This is a genomic window from Amycolatopsis taiwanensis DSM 45107 (assembly GCF_000519205.1).
Taxonomy (GTDB): domain Bacteria; phylum Actinomycetota; class Actinomycetes; order Mycobacteriales; family Pseudonocardiaceae; genus Amycolatopsis_E; species Amycolatopsis_E taiwanensis.
Map to the genome: position 1 here is coordinate 39,413 of NZ_JAFB01000041.1, position 16,937 is coordinate 56,349.

At 69.6% G+C, this 16,937-nt stretch carries 14 protein-coding genes; 5 read left to right on the plus strand and 9 right to left on the minus strand.

Going from position 1 to position 16,937, the window contains the following annotated elements; all coding sequences use genetic code 11:
- Positions 1-141: 141 nt before the first annotated feature.
- Both A3CU_RS0128825 and A3CU_RS0128830 read left to right on the plus strand, forming a co-directional pair.
- Entirely contained in the window at positions 142-1,032 is an 891-nt protein-coding gene (locus tag A3CU_RS0128825; protein ID WP_027945211.1) for a 2-hydroxyacid dehydrogenase, read from the plus strand.
- 502 nt (positions 1,033-1,534) lie between these two features.
- On the plus strand, positions 1,535-2,374 hold the full coding sequence (locus A3CU_RS0128830) for a Rossmann-fold NAD(P)-binding domain-containing protein (RefSeq protein WP_027945212.1): 840 nt from the start codon (positions 1,535-1,537) through the stop codon (positions 2,372-2,374).
- Positions 2,375-2,460: 86 nt separating this feature from the next.
- On the opposite strand, the gene A3CU_RS0128835 is transcribed toward A3CU_RS0128830, so the two are convergent.
- The 5 genes from A3CU_RS0128835 to A3CU_RS0128855 form a co-directional block, all read right to left on the minus strand.
- Positions 2,461-3,486 (minus strand): hypothetical protein, encoded by a 1,026-nt coding sequence (locus tag A3CU_RS0128835; RefSeq protein ID WP_043842895.1) that lies wholly within the window; start codon positions 3,484-3,486, stop codon positions 2,461-2,463.
- 137 nt (positions 3,487-3,623) lie between these two features.
- Entirely contained in the window at positions 3,624-4,736 is a 1,113-nt protein-coding gene (locus A3CU_RS0128840) for a CU044_5270 family protein (protein WP_027945214.1), read from the minus strand.
- On the minus strand, positions 4,729-5,346 hold the full coding sequence (locus A3CU_RS0128845) for an RNA polymerase sigma factor (protein WP_027945215.1): 618 nt from the start codon (positions 5,344-5,346) through the stop codon (positions 4,729-4,731). Before A3CU_RS0128845 ends, A3CU_RS0128840 begins: the two co-directional genes overlap by 8 nt.
- Positions 5,347-5,409: 63 nt before the next feature.
- Entirely contained in the window at positions 5,410-6,591 is a 1,182-nt protein-coding gene (locus A3CU_RS0128850; RefSeq protein WP_156960603.1) for a S53 family peptidase, read from the minus strand.
- Between the two features lie 14 nt (positions 6,592-6,605).
- Positions 6,606-8,825, minus strand: coding sequence for a hypothetical protein (locus tag A3CU_RS0128855; RefSeq protein WP_027945217.1), 2,220 nt, complete (start codon positions 8,823-8,825; stop codon positions 6,606-6,608).
- A gap of 137 nt (positions 8,826-8,962) precedes the next feature.
- On the opposite strand from A3CU_RS0128855, the gene A3CU_RS0128860 reads away from it, so the two are divergent.
- Positions 8,963-11,854, plus strand: coding sequence for an AfsR/SARP family transcriptional regulator (locus A3CU_RS0128860; RefSeq protein WP_052372352.1), 2,892 nt, complete (start codon positions 8,963-8,965; stop codon positions 11,852-11,854).
- Here the strand turns inward: A3CU_RS0128860 and A3CU_RS47140 are convergent.
- The gene (locus A3CU_RS47140) at positions 11,782-13,020 is read right to left on the minus strand and encodes an FAD-dependent monooxygenase (protein ID WP_052372354.1); all 1,239 of its coding nucleotides are present in this window, start codon (positions 13,018-13,020) and stop codon (positions 11,782-11,784) included. The two genes, A3CU_RS0128860 and A3CU_RS47140, sit on opposite strands and share 73 nt — an antisense overlap.
- Before the next feature lie 157 nt (positions 13,021-13,177).
- Here A3CU_RS47140 and A3CU_RS0128870 point away from each other — a divergent pair, with 157 nt between their 5' ends.
- Positions 13,178-13,603: a hypothetical protein gene (locus tag A3CU_RS0128870; RefSeq protein ID WP_027945219.1), complete on the plus strand. Its 426-nt coding sequence runs from the start codon at positions 13,178-13,180 to the stop codon at positions 13,601-13,603.
- A 117-nt stretch (positions 13,604-13,720) separates the two neighbouring features.
- Here A3CU_RS0128870 and A3CU_RS0128875 read toward each other — a convergent pair whose 3' ends face one another.
- Together A3CU_RS0128875 and A3CU_RS47145 are read right to left on the minus strand one after the other, a co-directional pair.
- The gene (locus A3CU_RS0128875; RefSeq protein WP_027945220.1) at positions 13,721-15,013 is read right to left on the minus strand and encodes an MFS transporter; all 1,293 of its coding nucleotides are present in this window, start codon (positions 15,011-15,013) and stop codon (positions 13,721-13,723) included.
- On the minus strand, positions 15,010-15,615 hold the full coding sequence (locus tag A3CU_RS47145) for a helix-turn-helix domain-containing protein (RefSeq protein ID WP_063628908.1): 606 nt from the start codon (positions 15,613-15,615) through the stop codon (positions 15,010-15,012). Before A3CU_RS47145 ends, A3CU_RS0128875 begins: the two co-directional genes overlap by 4 nt.
- A gap of 122 nt (positions 15,616-15,737) precedes the next feature.
- Here A3CU_RS47145 and A3CU_RS0128885 point away from each other — a divergent pair, with 122 nt between their 5' ends.
- Positions 15,738-16,331 carry a DUF3995 domain-containing protein gene (locus A3CU_RS0128885; RefSeq protein WP_027945221.1) on the plus strand — a complete coding sequence of 198 codons (594 nt, stop codon included), beginning with the start codon at positions 15,738-15,740 and terminating at the stop codon, positions 16,329-16,331.
- Positions 16,332-16,368: 37 nt separating this feature from the next.
- Here A3CU_RS0128885 and A3CU_RS53650 read toward each other — a convergent pair whose 3' ends face one another.
- Positions 16,369-16,920, minus strand: coding sequence for a hypothetical protein (locus tag A3CU_RS53650; RefSeq protein ID WP_043842897.1), 552 nt, complete (start codon positions 16,918-16,920; stop codon positions 16,369-16,371).
- Between the last annotated feature and the right edge of the window lie 17 nt (positions 16,921-16,937).

The window sequence follows — 16,937 nt, forward strand, 5'->3', positions numbered from 1 at the left end:
GGCCGGCAAAGCAAGCCGACCACCGAGCGCGCGCTATCGGGGCGACACGGCGCCGTTCAGTGGAGGGTGCCACAACATCGCCAGGAGCGCCCTGGCGACCCGATCGGGGTTGCGCGCAAACTCGCGGAGAAGATGACTGTCATGACGACTCGAGTCCTGCTGCCCTGGTCCGATCTGTCCGTGCCGGACGCGATCAGCGCGTCGTACTACGACGGCTCCGGAACGCCACCGGAAGTGGACGACGTCGAGTTCTACGTCCTCCCTTACGACAGTGGCCCCGAACCGCCGAAGCTCATCTCGGCGATGCCGTCGCTGCGGGTCGTGCAAACGCTGTCGGCGGGGTACGACAACCTCCTGCCCCTGATCCGCCCGGGGGTGCAGCTCGCCAACGGGCGCGGCCTGCACGATCTCAGCGTCGCCGAGCACACGCTGGCCCTGGTTCTCGCCGCGCAGCGGGACTTGCCCCGCTGGTTCGAGCAGCAGCGGACGGGCCGGTGGAGCCGCGCTCACACCCGGTCACTGGCCGACGCGCGGGTGCTGCTGGTCGGCCACGGGTCCATCGGCCAGGCGATCGAGCGTTACCTGCGGGCCGGTGAAGCGGAGGTGGTGCCCGTCGCCCGGACCGCGCGGCCGGGTGTGCACGGCATCGAAGACCTTCCGGAGCTGCTCCCGTCCGCGGAGATCGTGATCCTCGTGGTCCCGGACACCCCGCAGACCCGGGGACTGCTGGGCGCGGCGGAGCTCGCCCTGCTGCCCGACGACGCCCTGGTGGTCAACGTGGGCCGGGGCACCGCCGTCGACACCGCGGCCCTGACCAGCGAGGTCACCCGGGGCCGCCTGCGGACCGCCCTCGACGTGCTCGACCCCGAACCGCTACCCGCCGGCCATCCACTGTGGACCGCGCCCGGCGCGATCATCACGCCCCATGTGGCCGGCGGATCGGCGTCCTTCTACCCGCGGGCGCGACGGTTGGTGGAAGACCAGTTGGCCCGGTTCGCGGAGGGACGCCCACTGCTGAACGTCGTGGTGTAGCCACGGTGTGTCCCCGCTTCCGGCACGCGAGTTCCCGATTCAGACCGCCGAGTTCCCGGCTCAGACCGCCGAGTTCCCGATTCAGACCGTCGAGTTCTTGGTTCGGCGAAGCGAATTCCACGTTCGCGACGCCACACCCCGACATCCTTGTCCAGAGCGAACCGCCAAGCGCTGCGCCACCGGCGGCCGGGGTCGACGCGAAGGCCACCTCATGCAAGCCGCTCGCCGATCTCGTTCGAGGTCTCAGGAGTGCGTGGTGAACTGATTTCGCGTCATTTCTCGCGCGGGCCCCGCGAGCGCGGGTCGTGGTTCTGGGACCTGAACGGTGCGGGCGATGGGCTCGGACCGGCCCCGGTGGCATGGGCAAGACCCGGCCGGCGATGCTGAACCTCATCCGGTAGGGCGCGTCCTTTTAGGACGGCTCGGCGAGCGTAGACGCCGGCTTATGCGCATGAGCATTTCAGCTATGGTCCGGCCCGACCGCCCAGGCTTGACTGGGTGCATGTCCGACAACGAACAGAAGCAGATCCTGGTCCTCGGCGCCACGGGCAAGACCGGTCGCCGGGTCGTCGACCGGCTTGCCGCCCGCGACATCCCGGTGCGCGCCGGATCCCGCGCCGGTGCACCCCCGTTCGACTGGACCGACCGGGACACCTGGTCGCCGGTGTTGCGCGGCATCGAGTCGGTTTACCTGACCTACCAACCGGATCTGGCGATCCCGGAAGCCGCCGAAGCGGTCGGTTCCTTCGCGGAACTGGCGGTGCGCACCGGGATCCGGCGGCTGGTGCTGCTATCCGGGCGCGGCGAGCCCGGTGCGCGGAAGGCGGAAAAGGCCGTGCAGGACTCCGGCGCAGAGTGGACGGTCGTGCGCGCGAGTTGGTTCGCCCAGAACTTCAGCGAGGACTACCTGGTGGATCCCGTGCGCGATGGCGAGGTGATGCTCCCGGCCGGCGAGGTGCCGGAACCGTTCGTCGACGCCGAAGACATCGCCGATGTCGTGGCCGCGGCCCTGACCGGTGACGGCCACGGCGGCGAAGTCTACGAGCTGACCGGCCCACGACTACTCACCTTCGCCGACGCGGTCAATGAGATCGCCGCTGCGGCGGGCCGGAACATCGGCTATGTGCCGGTTCCCGCCGAGCATTACGCGGCCGCGCTGGCCGAGCACGGCCTGCCACTCGAGGTCGTGTCTCTGCTAACCCACCTCTTCACCGAAGTGCTGGACGGCCGCAACGCCCACCTGAGCGATGGAGTCCAGCGGGCGCTCCAGCGCGAACCCCGCGACTTCGCGGACTACGCACGGCGAACCGCGGCGACCGGCGTCTGGGCGAAGGTCCACTGAGGAGGATCGACGAAGCGGGCCACCTCCTGCGAGGAGGGAGGTGGCCCTCAGCGGTCCGGCTTGGTGCGGTCACTGCGGGCCCGCGTTCACCGTCGTCCTCGGAAAGCTCCTGACCAGGCGTTGAGGAGTCGGTTCGCCGAGCCGCCGACCGGTCCGACGGCGTCGGCCAGCGTTTCCGCATCGGGTAGTTCGGCCTGGTCCACCGCGGACACCGCCTGCGCGGCGTCGTCGATGGTGCTGGAGCAGACCGAAAGCAGGTAGTCCGGCACGGTCAAGGCCGCGTCGGTGCAGCCCACCACCGGCGTGCCGGCCGCGGCGATCAGCGGGAACACCGTGCCCGGGATGCCGATCGCGGCTTCCGCCCTGGCCGCTGCCTGCACCGACGGAACATCGCTGATCTCGTACTGGCTCCACAGCGCCCGGTCTTCCCGGGGATGCAAGCCGACCAGAATGCGCTTTCCGGCGGCCTGGAGCCGCTGCGCCGCGGCCAGCAGGAGTTCGGTTCCCGGAGCGGCACCACCGGTGTCATCGGCATACGTGACGCTGGTGAGCACCAGCACCAAGCCCGGTTCCGGGGCGTGCTGCGGCAGCGCGTCGGTCTGTGGCGACCCGACGACCTCGATCTCGCGACGAGTTCCGAGGTACTCGCCGAACGCCCGCGCTTCCGCCGGCGACGACGAGGTGATCGTGTGCAGCCGGGGGCGCACCTGCTTGGCCCGGGCGGCTTCCTCCGGTTGCAGGTAGGCCAGCGAGCTGGCCGCCAGCGGAAACCGGCGGAACCGCGCGGCGCATTCCGCGGGCCAATCGTCGGCGCCGGTGATCACCAGCAGGTCGGCGCGCGGAGCCGAGTCCGGTAGTGCGGTCCGCACCGGATCGTCCGGGTCGATCTTGGAGAAATCCGGCACCAGTTGAATCAGCTGCCAGCCACGACGTTCGGCTTCGGCCAGCAGCGGCCGGACGTGGTAGGTGCCCCACGGTTCGTTCGTCGCGATCAGCACCCGCACCGGTGTGCCGGCGCCCGCGGTGCCCCCCAGCGCGACAAGGCCCGCCCCGGCCAACGCGCCGCCCAGCACCGCCCGGCGGGACAGCGCTACGTGCTCAGCAATTCTCATGATCGCAAGCTACGTGGCCGAGTGAACCAGGACGTGAACCTCCGGCGAACATGCGGCCCACCGCCGTGGCGGTCATACCGGCGAGTCAGCGGTAGCTGAGTTGATGCGGACAACAGCGACACGGCCCCGGTATCGGATCAGCCGACCACATCGACCACCGAGTTGGTCACCGACGTCGAGGTGATCAGGGTGCCGGCCGGCAGCCCGCCTGGCTCATCGTCGACCTGGATCATGCGCTGACCGACGAACTGTCCGGTCTCGGGATCGATGATGATGTCCCGGCGCCGGCCTCCCGACGTGACGCCGAGCGCGATTCCCTGACGACCGTCCAAATTGGCCAGCTGCTCGGTCACGCGCAGCTCGGGCAGCAGGGCGAGCGCCTGGTAGATCGCGGCGCGCAGGTCAGCGGGCACGAGGCCGCTGCTGAGCAGCATCGCGCTGCGTTGGAGCGCGATTTCGCCCTGGTCATCGGACACGCCGTCATCGAGCGCCGTCAGCAGCGCGTTCGGGTCGCGCGGCAGCGTGGCCAACCAGGCGGAGGTGGGCTCCTTCCAGTGACCCGCCTGCGCGCAGGAGGGTTCGCGATTCGACAACACACCGTCGAAGTCGCCGCAGGGGGCACTGATCCGGCCGTCCGGGGGACCGAACTGGTTGGTATCCGTGCCGGTGGAGGCGGCCTGCTCGGCCGAGCCGACGACCCACTTTCGCTTGCCGGTCTTCTCGTTGTCCCGTACCCAGTCCTGAGTCTCGTCACGGGGAATCCAGGTCCGGGTGACGGACTCGTCGAGCCACGCGAGGTGCCGGCCGTCCTCGGCCTCCACCTGGGCCACCCCCCAGGTGCGTTCGGCGACGTAACGGTACTGCCCGGGCCCCCAGGGGGCGTCCCGTTCGGTGATGGTCGCGCCGGCCGCCTGCCGAAGCGTTTGGGCGGCGGCCGCCGCGGGCGGGGTCCCGCCGGTCAGCGGGTTGCCGATCACGATGGCGGCGGCGGCCACGGCGATGACGGCAGCGGCGGCGACCAGGCTCCGCCGGAACCCGCGCTGCTTGCGCGTGACGACTGTTTCCCTGGCGAGAGCCTCCCCCAGCCGCGCACGGGCAGTTCTCAGCGCCGGGTCAAGTGGCTGCCCGCTGCTGGGCGGCCCGGGCAGTTCGGCGAGCGCGGCGTCGAGTTCGCCTTCGGTCCAGACGACCCGCACCGGGTCCATCCCGCCGTCCCGGCCGCCGGCCATGCTGTTGTCGTGTTCAGTCATCGTGATCTTTCCTAGGGTTGGCGCTGCCCGTGATCGCCGCATGGCCGCGCAACCACCGGCGGACCCGGTGCAGCCGGGACCGCACCGTGCCCGCCGGGATGTCGAGCGCCTCGGCCACTTCGCTCGTGCTCAGTTCGGCCCAGCTCACCAGCAACAGCACGTCGCGGTCGCCGGGTGCCAGCTCGGCAAGCGCGCCGGCCAGCTGCCTGGCCCGGGATGCGGCGTCGACCCGGTCGGTCACCCGGCCCGCGTGCTCCTCGTGGACCTCGCTCTGCCCCGCCGCCCGTGCGGTGGCCCGCAGCGCGCGGACTTCCGTTCGCAAGTAGTGGCGCAGCAGATTGGTGGCGATCCCGTACAGCCAGGACCGCACACCCGCCCTGGCCGGGTCGTAGCTCTTCCGTTGCTGTAAGGCGATCACGAAGGTGTCGCCGACCAGGTCCTCCGCGGTGGTCGCCCCCACCCGCCGGGCCAGGTAGCGGTGCAGGACACCGGCGTGCTCGTCGAACAGCCGGCCGAACACCCTGGCCAGGTCCGGTTGTGACAACCCGGCGAGGTCCGGTCGTTCGGTACCGGCCGACGGCTCCTCGGTTCGAGGCGGCACCGGCGTCATTATGGAGTCCACATCCCCTGTTGCCCGCAGCCCGGCCCAGCGTTCACCGGCTCGCCTTACCGGCTACTCGAAGGCGGCAAGCCCGTTGGGGGTGCCGACACCCGTCGGACCGTCGTAGCCGGTCACGGCGGTGCACTGATAGTCGCCGCCACAGTCCATGACGGGCGTGGAGTTGCTGCCATCCGTCACGTCGTTGAGGCCGGAGGCGTGTGAGTACAGGTATGACGCGTCGGAGAACCGCGCTGGATCGCCGGCCAGGGCGATGATGCCCGCGATCAGCGGGGCCGAGGCACTGGTCCCCCCGGCCACCACCCAGCCGGGTGCGTCGTAGGTGTGGTACACGGCGACCCCGGTCCGCGGATCGGCGACCGCCGCCACATCCGCGACCATCCTCCCCGGGCAGTTGGCGTCCTGTTGCCACGCCGGCTTGTCCACCCACGCCGAGCATCCGCTGCCGGCATAAGCCCAGGCCGCTTCGGCCCAGCCCCGCTCGGTGTTCGCGGCCGTCAGCGTGGTGCCGCCCACCGCGATGACGTTGTCGTAGGCCGCCGGGACGTTCGGGATGCCATAGCCGCTGTCGCCGGAGGACGCCACGACGGCGATGCCGGGATGCCGGTAGCTGGTGGCGTACGCCTGCATGCCGTTGCTCTCGGAGGCGCCGTAACTGTTGGAGATCACGGTCGCGCCGAGCGCGGCCGCGGTGTCCACCGCGGCCGCCATGTCGGCGACGCTCGGCGAATCGGCCTCGACCAGCAGGATGTGACAGGCCGAGCAGACCGCCGACACCATGTCCAGGTCGAGTGCGATCTCCGAGCCCCATCCCAGGTCCGTGGGCAGTGGCGATGCCTCGCCGGCCTGGTTGACCTTCCGGAAGCAACCGTTGCCCGTGGTGCACGGCGGCAGGCCATAGGCGGCCCGGTACACCGCCAGGTCCGCCTCGGCGTTCGGGTTGTCGCCGGCGTCCACGATCGCGACGGTCTGACCGTCGCCCCCGGCGTCCGGCAGCCGGTAGGCCGATCGGAGATCCGCCGGGCCGTAGCCCTGAGGGAGCGCGGTCCTGGCGCGCGGTCCGGCACCGCCGTGCACATCGGTGCGCAACTGCGCGAAACACCGGACGGTGCCGGGCGCGGCCGGGCCGCACACGTCGTGCACGTCCGCCGGGATCGGCTTTCCAGCGGCGTTGGCCGGTCCGGCGATCGCTGCGGCGAAGGCGACCACGAGCGCCGAAAGAAGAGCAAAACGCATCGGAACTCCTTGGGTCAGCCGGCGATGGTGTACGCGTCGGTGATGGTCTGGGTGATCGAGCCGCCGATCGCGTCGGTCGCGGTCACCCGGAGTGCCGGTGAGGTGCCCCGCGCCGAGGCCGGGTTGGACCAGCGCGCGGTGTAATCTCCGGTCGATCCGTACACAGTGGACGGTTGCCAGGTCGCGCCGCCGTCGAAGGACACCGACACCGTCAGCGACGTGATCGGCGCCTTGGACCCGGCGCCGTCGTAGCTGAGGTGGCCGGCCTTGACTCCCATGGTCTGCACCGCGAGGCCACTGGTGTTGGTGTCGTCCGAGGCCATCTGGTAGTTCAGCGTGAGCACCGGCAAGATCCGGCACGGGGTGCTCGCGGTCTGGCCGGGACAGGTGCCCGATGCGGGGAGGGTGCTGCCCGGTGCCGGATTCGGCGAGTAGGAAAAGGTCAGGTCGGTCGTCGTCTTCGTGGCCTGGCGGTAGCTCCCCTGCCCGGTCAGGTCCACGTCGAAGACCGCGCGGTAAGTGCTTTTCCTGGCCGGATTGTCCGTGATCACGACGCCGTAGGTGTCCTCGTCGACGAGTCGGGTTCCATCCCGGTACAGCGCGAGATGGCCGGGCATCGGCGCCTGGTCGGCGCTGGTGTGGCCGGCACTGTCGTGAAAGGACGGAATGGCCAGCCCGACGGTGCTGCCCGCGACACAGGCGAGGCAGGTGTTCGTGCCGGTGTACTGGCCGAAGCCGGCGGCGATGGGACCGTGTCCCCACCTCTCTGCGTACTCCTTGCCAGCCGCGTAGGTGCGCACGTCTCCGATCAGCGGCATGAAGGGCGCGTTGTACATGTTCGCCCATTGCCCACCGTCCGCCGTGCCCAGATACTGGGTCAGCTCGCCGGGAACCGTGGCGCCCGAGTCGGCGGCGCCGACGCCGCCGCCCCACCTCGACGAGATCGCCGGGTCGGTGGGAACCGTGAGCAGCGATATCGACTTGCCGGCGTAGCCGGGATCGGCGGACAACCGCTGCCGCACCGTGGCCAGTTGATCGGTCCGCACGGTGTACGCCTGGTCAGCCGAAACCCCGTTGTCCGAAGGGAAAACGACGTTGTAGCGATAGCGTTCGCCCGGGTCGGCCGCCGTCCCGCCCCAGGTCAACAGGTAGTGCAGCCGGCCGGTGCGCGCGGCGGGCTGAGCGTTGACGTACACCGGCACCTGGCCCGTCGCGCCGACCCAGATGTTCATGCCGTCGCGACCCGTGGCATCAAAGCGGTAGTAGCCGGCGATCACGATGTCCTGAGTCGCCGGGCGTGGTGTCCGTACCGAAATGGCAGAGTTCGCGGCGCGCATGTCGATGGTGATCGAGCTGGGCGCCGACGTGTCGTCGACGGCGAAGTCATTGAGGTCGACGAACCGCATGGCGGTGTTGTTGCCCTGTTCGTCGTACGAGCCGACGCCGGCCGACGCGGTGTAGTTACCCGTGGGCACCGCGATCCTGGCGATGCCGTCGACCAACGGCACCTGAATCGCCATCTTGCTCATCGAGTCGGTGTTCATGACGAAGACGGTGAAGTTGCCCGGGGCCCCGGCCTCGTCCACGCCGTTGATCTGCAGGGTGCGCATCGGGTAACGCGGCTGGACGATGGGCCCCGGCGCGCCGGTGGCCAGGTTCATCGCGGCCAGGCCGTCGAACAGCCCGCTCGTGCCGGGCTTGCGGCCCGCCGCGACGTCCGCGCCGATCCGGGACCGCAGCAGGTCCGCGAAATCGCGGCCGGGCGTCAGGTAGCCGCGCGCCGATGTACCGTCGACCGAGGTCAGCGTCACACCCGCGGGTGTGGCCGGGGTGGCGCCTGCGGCGAAGGTGAGCGTGACCGGTATCCGCGTCGCCGCGTCGTCCCGGGCCAGGGCGGAAACGTCGAACAGCGACGGATCGAGTTGCTTGCCCAGGTAGGGCTGTGCGATCGCCGGAATGACATACCGGTCGCCGTTCGCCCCCTGGTACGACACGACACCGCCGGGCGATGACCCCAGATAGGAAGGCTGACCCGAGGCGGGCACCACGACCCGGTCGCCGGTCGGCAGGGTCACGGTGGCCGATACCGCAGTTGCCGGCGCTCCCACCGGCTCCGCTTCGGCCGGTGCCGGGACAGCGGTCACGCCCGCTGCCACGACGCCGGCCAACAGTGATCGGGTCGTCCATTGTGGACCGCTTCGGGATATCTCGGCCAGCTTCTTGCGCCTGTGCACGTACGAGTCCTTGTCTGCCGTCGGAACGTGTCAACGGTTACTTGCCCGGACACCGCCGAACTGTTCACGGGCAATGAGCGTTCGCAAGGCCGTGCGCCTCCTCCGGGTGGCCAGGCTCACCGCACCAGCCTGGGAGAATGAGCGTCATGCAGTTCGGCATCCTGGGCCCGACGGAGGTGTGGGCCCCAGCTGGAACCCCGATCTCCGTCGGCGGTTCCCGGCCGCGCACCCTGCTCGCCCTCCTGCTCCTCGACGCCGGCCAGGTGGTCGGCACCACCCGCCTGATCGACGACGTCTACGGGGAGAACCCGCCCAAGGAAGCCGTCAACGCCCTGCAGTCCCTGGTTTCCCGCCTGCGCCGCAAGCTCGGGCCCGGCCTCATCGAGTTCCATCCGGGCGGTTACCGCCTCCGGGTCGATCCCGAGCAGGTCGACGCGCACCGCTTCACGCGCCTCGCCCGGGCGGGCCGCCAAGCGCTGGCCGCGGACCGGCCGGGCCCGGCGGCCGAACTGCTCACCGAGGCGCTCGGCCTGTGGCGCGGGCGGCCCGAACTGCCCGGACCACGGGTCGCGAAACTGGACGAGTTGTACACCAGTGCCCGGGAAGACCGGGCCGAAGCCGAACTCGCCCGCGGCGGCGAAACCCGCGAACTGCTCACCGAACTCCACGAGCTCGTCGCCGCCCATCCGCTCCGCGAGCGCCCGCGTGCCCTGCTCATGCGCGCGCTCCAGGCCTCCGGCAGGCACGCCGAGGCGCTCACCGTCTTCGACGACACACGCCGCACTCTCGCCGACGAGTTGGGTGCCGACCCGTCACCGGAACTCGCCGAGACACACCTGGCCATCCTCGCCGCCGAACCCCTCCGGACCACCGGCATCCCCGCACAGCTCACCAACTTCATCGGGCGCGCCGAAGAACTCCGCCGCGTTCACGAACTGCTCGCCACGGCTCGCCTGGTGACGGTGACCGGACCCGGCGGCATGGGCAAGACCCGGCTGGCGATTCAAGCAGGCGCGGCAGGCGGCGCACCCGAAGCCTGTTTCGTCGACCTCGCCCCGCTCACCGACGGAACCGAACTCCCGCAAGCGATCTTCACGGCCCTCGGCCTCCGCGAGACCGGGCTCTTCCACGCACCGCACGACCGGCCGGACCCGGTCGAGAAGATGATCACGGCCCTGGCCAACCGGCCGCTCCTGCTGATCGTCGACAACTGCGAGCACATCGTCGCCGAAGCCGCGGTCCTGATCCACCGGCTGCTCACGGCCTGCCCGAGCCTGCGGGTGCTGGCCACCAGCCGCGAGCCGCTCGGCATCACCGGCGAAGCCCTGTGCCCGCTGCCGCCGCTGCCGGAAGACCTCGCGGTGGACCTGTTCGCCGACCGGGCACGAGCCGTCTTGCCCGGCTTCACCCCGGACGACGCCGTACGCAGGATCTGCCGCGCCCTCGACGGGCTGCCGTTGGCCATCGAACTCGCCGCCGCCCGGCTGCGCTCGCTGAGCCCGGCGCAGCTCGAAACGCGCCTCACAGACCGGTTCCGCCTACTCTCCCGGGGCGCTCGCACGGCCGCGCCCCGGCACCAGACCCTGCACGCGGTCGTCAACTGGAGCTGGGACCTCCTCGACGGCCAAGAACAGCGGTTGCTCCGCCGGCTGTCCGTGTTCGCGGGCGGGGCGACCGCCGAAGCCGCCGCACAGGTCCTGTCCGAAGTGGACGCCGAGGAGCTGCTCGAAGCCCTCGCCGACAAGTCCCTCGTCGAGGTGTCCTGTGGCCGTTACCGCATGCTGGACACGATTCGCGAGTTCAGCGCCCAGCGGCTCGCCGAGGCCGGCGAGCACGACCGCTTCGCCCGGGCCCATGCCGAATACTTCCTCGACCTGGCCCAGACCGCCGACCCGCACCTGCGCCGCGCCGAGCAGGTGACCTGGCTCGCTCGCCTGAGCGCCGAGCACGCCAACCTGCACGCCGCCCTGCGCTGGGCGGCCCACGCCGATCAGCCGACGGCGTTCCGGCTGATCGGCGCGCTGACCACCTACTGGCGGCTGCGCGGCGTGCACAGCGAGGTCGCCCCGCTCGCCGCGAAGCTGACCGACCGCCTCGAACCGCTGCCGGGCCTGGAGGAGGAGTTCGTCCTGGCCGTGCTCACCGCGCTACCCGACCAACCAGAGGGCGCCTTGGAGCAGGCCGGCACGATCATGCGGACGAAGAGCTGGCGGGTGCGCCAGCCCTACCTGCTGATCGGCTGGTCGCTGTTCACCGGGCCGCCCGATCCGGACACCCCGGCCGCCCCGGTCTACGCACACCTCGCCGACACGAACGATCCGTGGTTCCAGGCCCTGATCCTGTTCTCCGGCAGCTATCTGCGAGTCTTTTCCGGCGACCGGAACGGCGCCGAAACCGAACTCTCCAGAGCACTGGCGGCTTTCCGGTCCGTCGGTGACCGATGGGGCATCGCCCAGGCTCTCGACGGTCTCGCCACCCTCGCCGACGACGCGGGTGACCGTCGGCGCGCCCTCACCCTCACCGAGGACGCCATGCGAGAGCTGGCGCCCCTGGGCGCCGCCGACGAGATCGCCGAATTCTGCTGCCGCCGCGCGAGCCTGCTCCTGCGCGAGGGCGACCTCGATGCGGCCGAAAGCGGTTACCGGCAGGCTGAGCGACTTCTTCACCGAAGCTGGATACCGACCACCCTGGCCATGGTGCACCACGGCTACGGCCAGATCGCCGAGCGGCACGGCGACCACGCCGAGGCTCGGCGCCGGTTCCAACTGGCGCTGGCCGCCTGCGGACCGGACTGGCAGAGCCTCAGCCTGCGCGCTCAGGTGCTGGTTTCTCTTGCGCTGCTCGACCAGGACGGTGCACGCGCGGCCCGCTTGCTCGGGGTCGCGGAATCGGTCGGTAACGTCGTCCGCGATCGCGACCTCGTCGCCCGGATTCAGTCGCTCGTCGGCGAAGCGGCCTACGACACGGCCTTCCGCTGGGGTGCGGCGATGTCGCGGGAGGAAGCGGTCGAGTTCGTCCGCAGCGCATAATCCTTGACCGCCACCACATTCGCCGCCTTCACCTCCATCTTGTCCAGCCGGCCCCCGAGCAGTTTCGACGTCAGCGCCCGGTGCATGCCGTTGCGCACCCAAAGGCCCTTGCGCGTTTTCGGGGCGAGGAACGGGCCGGCGTTCTTCGCCTGCTTGAGGCCCGCCTCCGCGCCGGGCCGCACCTGTTCCTCGTACCGGGCGAAGGCCACACGATGGTCGCCGTGCGCGGCGGCGAGTTCCCCGGCCAGCACGTATCCGGCGATCATGGCCAGGCCGGTGCCCAGGCCACCCGGCCCGGCGCCCCACCCCGCGTCGCCGGCCAGCGCGACCCGCCCGCGCGTGTAGCGGTCCAGGTGAATCTGACACAGCGGGGAGAAGAACAGGTCCGTGGCCTCGCGCAGCCCGTCGATCAGCTTCGGCACCTCCCAGCCGAGGCCACCGAACCGCTCGGCCAGAATCTGCTTGAGCCTCTCGGTGTCGTGCCGGTCCTCATCGAGTGGCTCCATAGGCAGCACCAACCCCACCGATGCCTCGTCGCGGTTGCGGTGGCTCGACACCGAAACGCCCCGGCCCGGCACGTTGTACATCAGGCCCTCGTGCTCCAGGTTCAGGTGGTTGGGCATGGTGAAGCCGGCGTAGGCGTAGCCCATGTCCGTGCGAAACCGCGATTCCGGCCCGAAGGCCAGCGCGCGTACCCCCGAATGCATGCCGTCCGCACCCACCACCAGGTCGTACTTGCGCGGCGCACCGTGCGCGAAGGTGACCTGCACACCGTCGCCGACCTCGGTCATCGACGTGATCCGGTCGCCGAAGACGTACTCGGTCTCGTCCTTCGTGGCCTGGTAGAGAATCCGGCTGAGATCGCCGCGGAGGATCTCCACCTCGCCCGCGAACAAACTGGCCGGCAGGCGGAACAGGTCACGTCCGCGAGCGTCGAGAACCCGGTGTCCGCGCATCGCGGTCTCGTGGCGGCGCACCTCGTCGAGCAGGCCCGTCCGCCGCAACACCTCGACCTGTGCGCCGCGGAAGTCGACGGCCTGGCCGCCTTCACGCAGGCGCGGCGCCTGCTCGACGACGGTCGTGCTGAATCCGTAGTGGTTGAGCCAGAAGGCGGTCGCCGGCCCGGCAATGCTCGCACCGGAAATGAGGATGTTCTTGTTTCGCATGGTCAGCTCCCTCTCTCGGTCCTGGGAGCGAGGTTCGTCCGGTGCGCTGGCCATCCACTGACCGATCGCTGACCATCGCGTCCACGGACGGTCAGCAGCGCGTCACTGCTTGCCGAGCACGACAGAAATTGAACATCAGTGAAGTCATGATCGCCCCATGACCGAGCGTTCCGACCTTGCCCCGCAGGGGGCACCGAGCGAAATCGACCGCGCAAACCGCCGCGTGCGACAAGATGGTTGGTGGCCCGTCGCCGCATCCGTGCTCATGGCCGTGTTCAGCGCGGCGTTCTACATCGGACTGAAGGCATTGCCGGAGACCGCTCACAACCTCCTGCTACCCGACGTGGTGCTGGCGGTGATCATTGTGGGCGTGGCGGCCATCCGCCGGAGCGTCGTCAACCGCGGTGCCGGCCACCGGGCAGAACTGGCCGTCTTGACCAGCGTCGGACTGGCCCTGGTGACCATCTACCTCAACCGTTTCGTCATGCCTGACGACCTCACGCCCTTGGCCGTGCACATCGGCCTGTTGCCCTCGATCCCGTTCGCGGTATACGCCTGGTGGGTCGCGCGCAGCGCCAAATAACGGAAAACCTGAAAATCCTTTGCTCATAAGAGATCCGATCCTTGGTCGCGGCACTCCAGCGTTGCCGCCCCTATCAGGTCAGCCGGACCAGTGGGAGTCCATTTTGGCCGATACTCGCTACTGACTCACTTCGTGAGCCGGCAAACCGCACGCCTGGGCATGGTCGGCGCCGGGCAGGTCTCGGAGCCGGGAAATGGGGCTGAACAGGAGGATCAGCGGGCTCAGCGTGAGCGAAATTGCGATTACGAGCATGGTCGGACGCAAGCCGATCGCCGTGCCGAGGACACCGCCCAGGAGCGCACCGACAGGCAATGTTCCGAAATTGACCACCCGGGTTGCCGCGGAAACCCGGCCCATCATCCTTGGCGGGCAGTAGGTTTGCAGGAACGTCGCACTGATCACGTTTGAGGCCACGATGCCCGCGCTCACCATCGTGCCGCCTCCGATCAGCAGCGCGAGCCCGAAACCGCGCTGCGCCAACGGCATCAGCAGGGCGAACGGCATGCACGCCTCACTGGCAACGATCGCCCTGGCCGATCCCAGCGATCGCGTCAAAGGCGCTGCCAGAAAAGCTCCCACGATGCCGCCCGCGCCCAGTGCCCCGAGAACGAGGCCGATGACAGTGGCGTCCAAGTGGACGGTGCGCAGGAGGAACACCACGAGCACCGCCTGTAACGCGCCCGCCACCAGGTTCGAGGCCGCCGCGTAGAGAGTCAACGTTCGCAGGTAGACGTTGGTCCGGACGAACCGGATCCCCTCGCCGATGTCCCGCCACAGCCGGCCCGTCCGGTCCGCCCCGCCCTCGCGCAGGGCGCGCACGTGCGGCTCCTCCCGTCGCAGAAAACACAGGCACAGGGCGGACACCAGAAAGGTCACGGCGTTGACCAGCAGGACTCCCGCCGGGGCCACCACTCGCATGATCAGCCCGGCCAGCCCGGGTCCCGCGACCTGGGCCGCCTTCTCGGTTCCCATCAGTTTGCCGTTGGCCGAGGCCAGGTCCATCGCGGGAAACAGCACGGGTAGGTATGCGCTGTACGCCGTCGAGTAGAAAACCGACGCCCCACCGAGGACGACGGCCACGACCATCAACTGCCAGATGGTCAACAGGCCGAAGGCGGCGGCCAACGGTACTGAGCCCAGAGCGACGACCGATACGAGGTCGGCGGCGATCATCACCCGCCAACGCGACACCCGGTCCACCCATGCGCCCACGAGTAAACCGATGACCAGCCACGGTAGCCACGTCACGGCCTCGATCACGCCGACCAGCAGCGGCCCGGCGGCCAGCGTCTGCGTGGCCACGAGCGGCACGGCCACCACCGTCATGGCGCTGGAGAACTTGCTCGTTCCCTCGCCCACCCAGAAGATCCGGAAGTCACGGCTGCCGGTGATACTGGCCGTCTCGGTCACCGTTGGCCGCCCCGTTTCCGTGGGAAGACCTGGAGCTGGAAGAGCACCTGTTCCTCGTGGTCGCCCGGAACTCGCGCGGTGCCCCGCTGCTCGTACCGCTCGATGACCTCGGTTACCTCCTTGCCCAACTCGAGTAGCTCGTCGGGCGAGAGCAGCAGCATCCAGTGCCCGATCGCGGAGACCGCGCGCCACTCGTCCGGCCAGTCCTGCCGCACGAACGCATTCGCCCGGTCGAACTGCCTGGCCAGTGTCTCGGTCGTCAGCGCATCCCGGGCCTGGCGCAGGTCGCTCTCGCCCAGGTAGTCGGCCTCGGTGATGGTCGTGTACTGGTCAACGGCGCGCCACCAGCGCTCCCGCCGGTCACCGTGTTCGTCGTCGGGTGCGATGAAGCCGTGTTCGGCCAGCTTGCGCAGGTGCCAGCTCAGGTTGGCCGCGGATTCGCCGAGCCGTGCGGCGAGCCGGGCTGCGGTCGCCGGCCCGTCCATGCGCAACGACTCCAGCAGCCGCAGCCGCAGGGGATGCGCCAGCGCACGGAGGTCGCGTGCGCTGAAGGTCCTGTTCTCGCGGTGCTGCTGGTCGTCGCCTCCAGCGTTGCCATCCATGACGCCAAGCTAAAGCGAAAGACTCCTTTTGCAAAGACTCCTTTCGGATTAGCGTAGAGCGAGACCGACACCACGCTGCGCGAGAGCGACTCAGGACCCGGCCGCAGGCAAGAATCACGCACGTGACCACGGAACTCGAAGAAGCGAGAACACTCAGACGGTGGCCGGGGCTTGCCGCAGCCGGGTGGGGGCTCGCGTTCGCCGTGCCCAGCTTCTACTGGGCGTTGGGCGGCCTCGCCGGGGCGTCGTCCACCATCGCGCCATCCCTGGTCGAACTGGCCCGCGAGCGCGACCCCGGCTTCGTCGCCATCTTGTGGATCACCGGCGCACTCAAGTTCTTCGGCGGCCTCCTCGGCCTCGCGCTGGTGAGCCGTCAGCCATGGGGCCGCGGCATCAACCGCCTCCTTCAGTTCCTGGCCTGGGGCGGGGCCGTTCTCCTCACCTGGCACGGCGGCCTCTTCGTCGTACAGGGCCTCCTCGTCGAGACCCACCTCCGGGATCTCGACCCCGAACTGCGCTCCGTCAGCCGCTGGTACACCTACCTCTGGGGCCCCTGGTTCATCGCCGGCGGCCTCGCCTTCCTCCTCGCCGCCCGCGCGCGTCTTCTTGCGGGCATCTCTCCCTCCGACCGGCGCGGCCTCCGCGGCGCGGCGCTGCTGGGCGGCTTCGGGGCGCTGGTGCTGTCCGTGGGGGCAACGGTGGCTGGGGTGGGTTAGCTTCCCCGTGTTGCCGCCTCTTCGGTGTGCCGCGGGTTCAGTTGTCCACTCTGACGTCCATCCGCACGGTACCGCCGGGGTGGGACTGGAAGTGCTGCTGAAGCGGCCCACTACTTGCCGTGCAGCCGGCGCTGGTCACACTGTCCTCGGCCGTGGTCGGCAGAACCGTGGAACACAAGGCCAAGTATTGGTTCTCGTCCGGCAGCAGAACATAGAATGTCGCGGACCCGTTACCCACTCCACCGTTATTACGAAATACCGCACTCATCGAGCACCAGGAATAACCGCATGGTCCGTCCCATTGTGTGGAGCGCACGGAGAAGTCGGGGGGCGCCGGCCGGGTTGTCGTGGTTGGCCTCGACCGCTCCTCTCTCACCACCGTCCAGGTCGATGTCGGCGCGCTGGCCGATGTCGACGTGCCCGCCGATGTCGAAGAGGACGAGGACGAAAACAATTCCTTCAACGGATTGAACCCCGTCAGGCTGTAAAGGCCCACCAGCACGCTGACCGCGCCGCCGATCATACTGATGACGGCGCCGACTTTCTTATAGTCTGGCTCTTTGTCAGAGTTCCCCGACTCATCCGCCATCAGTTCAGCTTACTGGC

Excerpts from the sequence above, each read along its gene's own strand:
- A3CU_RS0128825 (WP_027945211.1), top strand. The coding sequence starts at position 142 with ATGACGACTCGAGTCCTGCTGCCCTGGTCCGATCTGTCCGTGCCGGAC.
- A3CU_RS0128830 (WP_027945212.1), top strand. The coding sequence starts at position 1,535 with ATGTCCGACAACGAACAGAAGCAGATCCTGGTCCTCGGCGCCACGGGC.
- A3CU_RS0128835 (WP_043842895.1), bottom strand. The coding sequence starts at position 3,486 with ATGAGAATTGCTGAGCACGTAGCGCTGTCCCGCCGGGCGGTGCTGGGC.
- A3CU_RS0128840 (WP_027945214.1), bottom strand. The coding sequence starts at position 4,736 with ATGACTGAACACGACAACAGCATGGCCGGCGGCCGGGACGGCGGGATG.
- A3CU_RS0128845 (WP_027945215.1), bottom strand. The coding sequence starts at position 5,346 with ATGACGCCGGTGCCGCCTCGAACCGAGGAGCCGTCGGCCGGTACCGAA.
- A3CU_RS0128850 (WP_156960603.1), bottom strand. The coding sequence starts at position 6,591 with ATGCGTTTTGCTCTTCTTTCGGCGCTCGTGGTCGCCTTCGCCGCAGCG.
- A3CU_RS0128860 (WP_052372352.1), top strand. The coding sequence starts at position 8,963 with ATGAGCGTCATGCAGTTCGGCATCCTGGGCCCGACGGAGGTGTGGGCC.
- A3CU_RS47140 (WP_052372354.1), bottom strand. The coding sequence starts at position 13,020 with ATGCGAAACAAGAACATCCTCATTTCCGGTGCGAGCATTGCCGGGCCG.
- A3CU_RS0128870 (WP_027945219.1), top strand. The coding sequence starts at position 13,178 with ATGACCGAGCGTTCCGACCTTGCCCCGCAGGGGGCACCGAGCGAAATC.
- A3CU_RS47145 (WP_063628908.1), bottom strand. The coding sequence starts at position 15,615 with ATGGATGGCAACGCTGGAGGCGACGACCAGCAGCACCGCGAGAACAGG.
- A3CU_RS53650 (WP_043842897.1), bottom strand. The coding sequence starts at position 16,920 with ATGGCGGATGAGTCGGGGAACTCTGACAAAGAGCCAGACTATAAGAAA.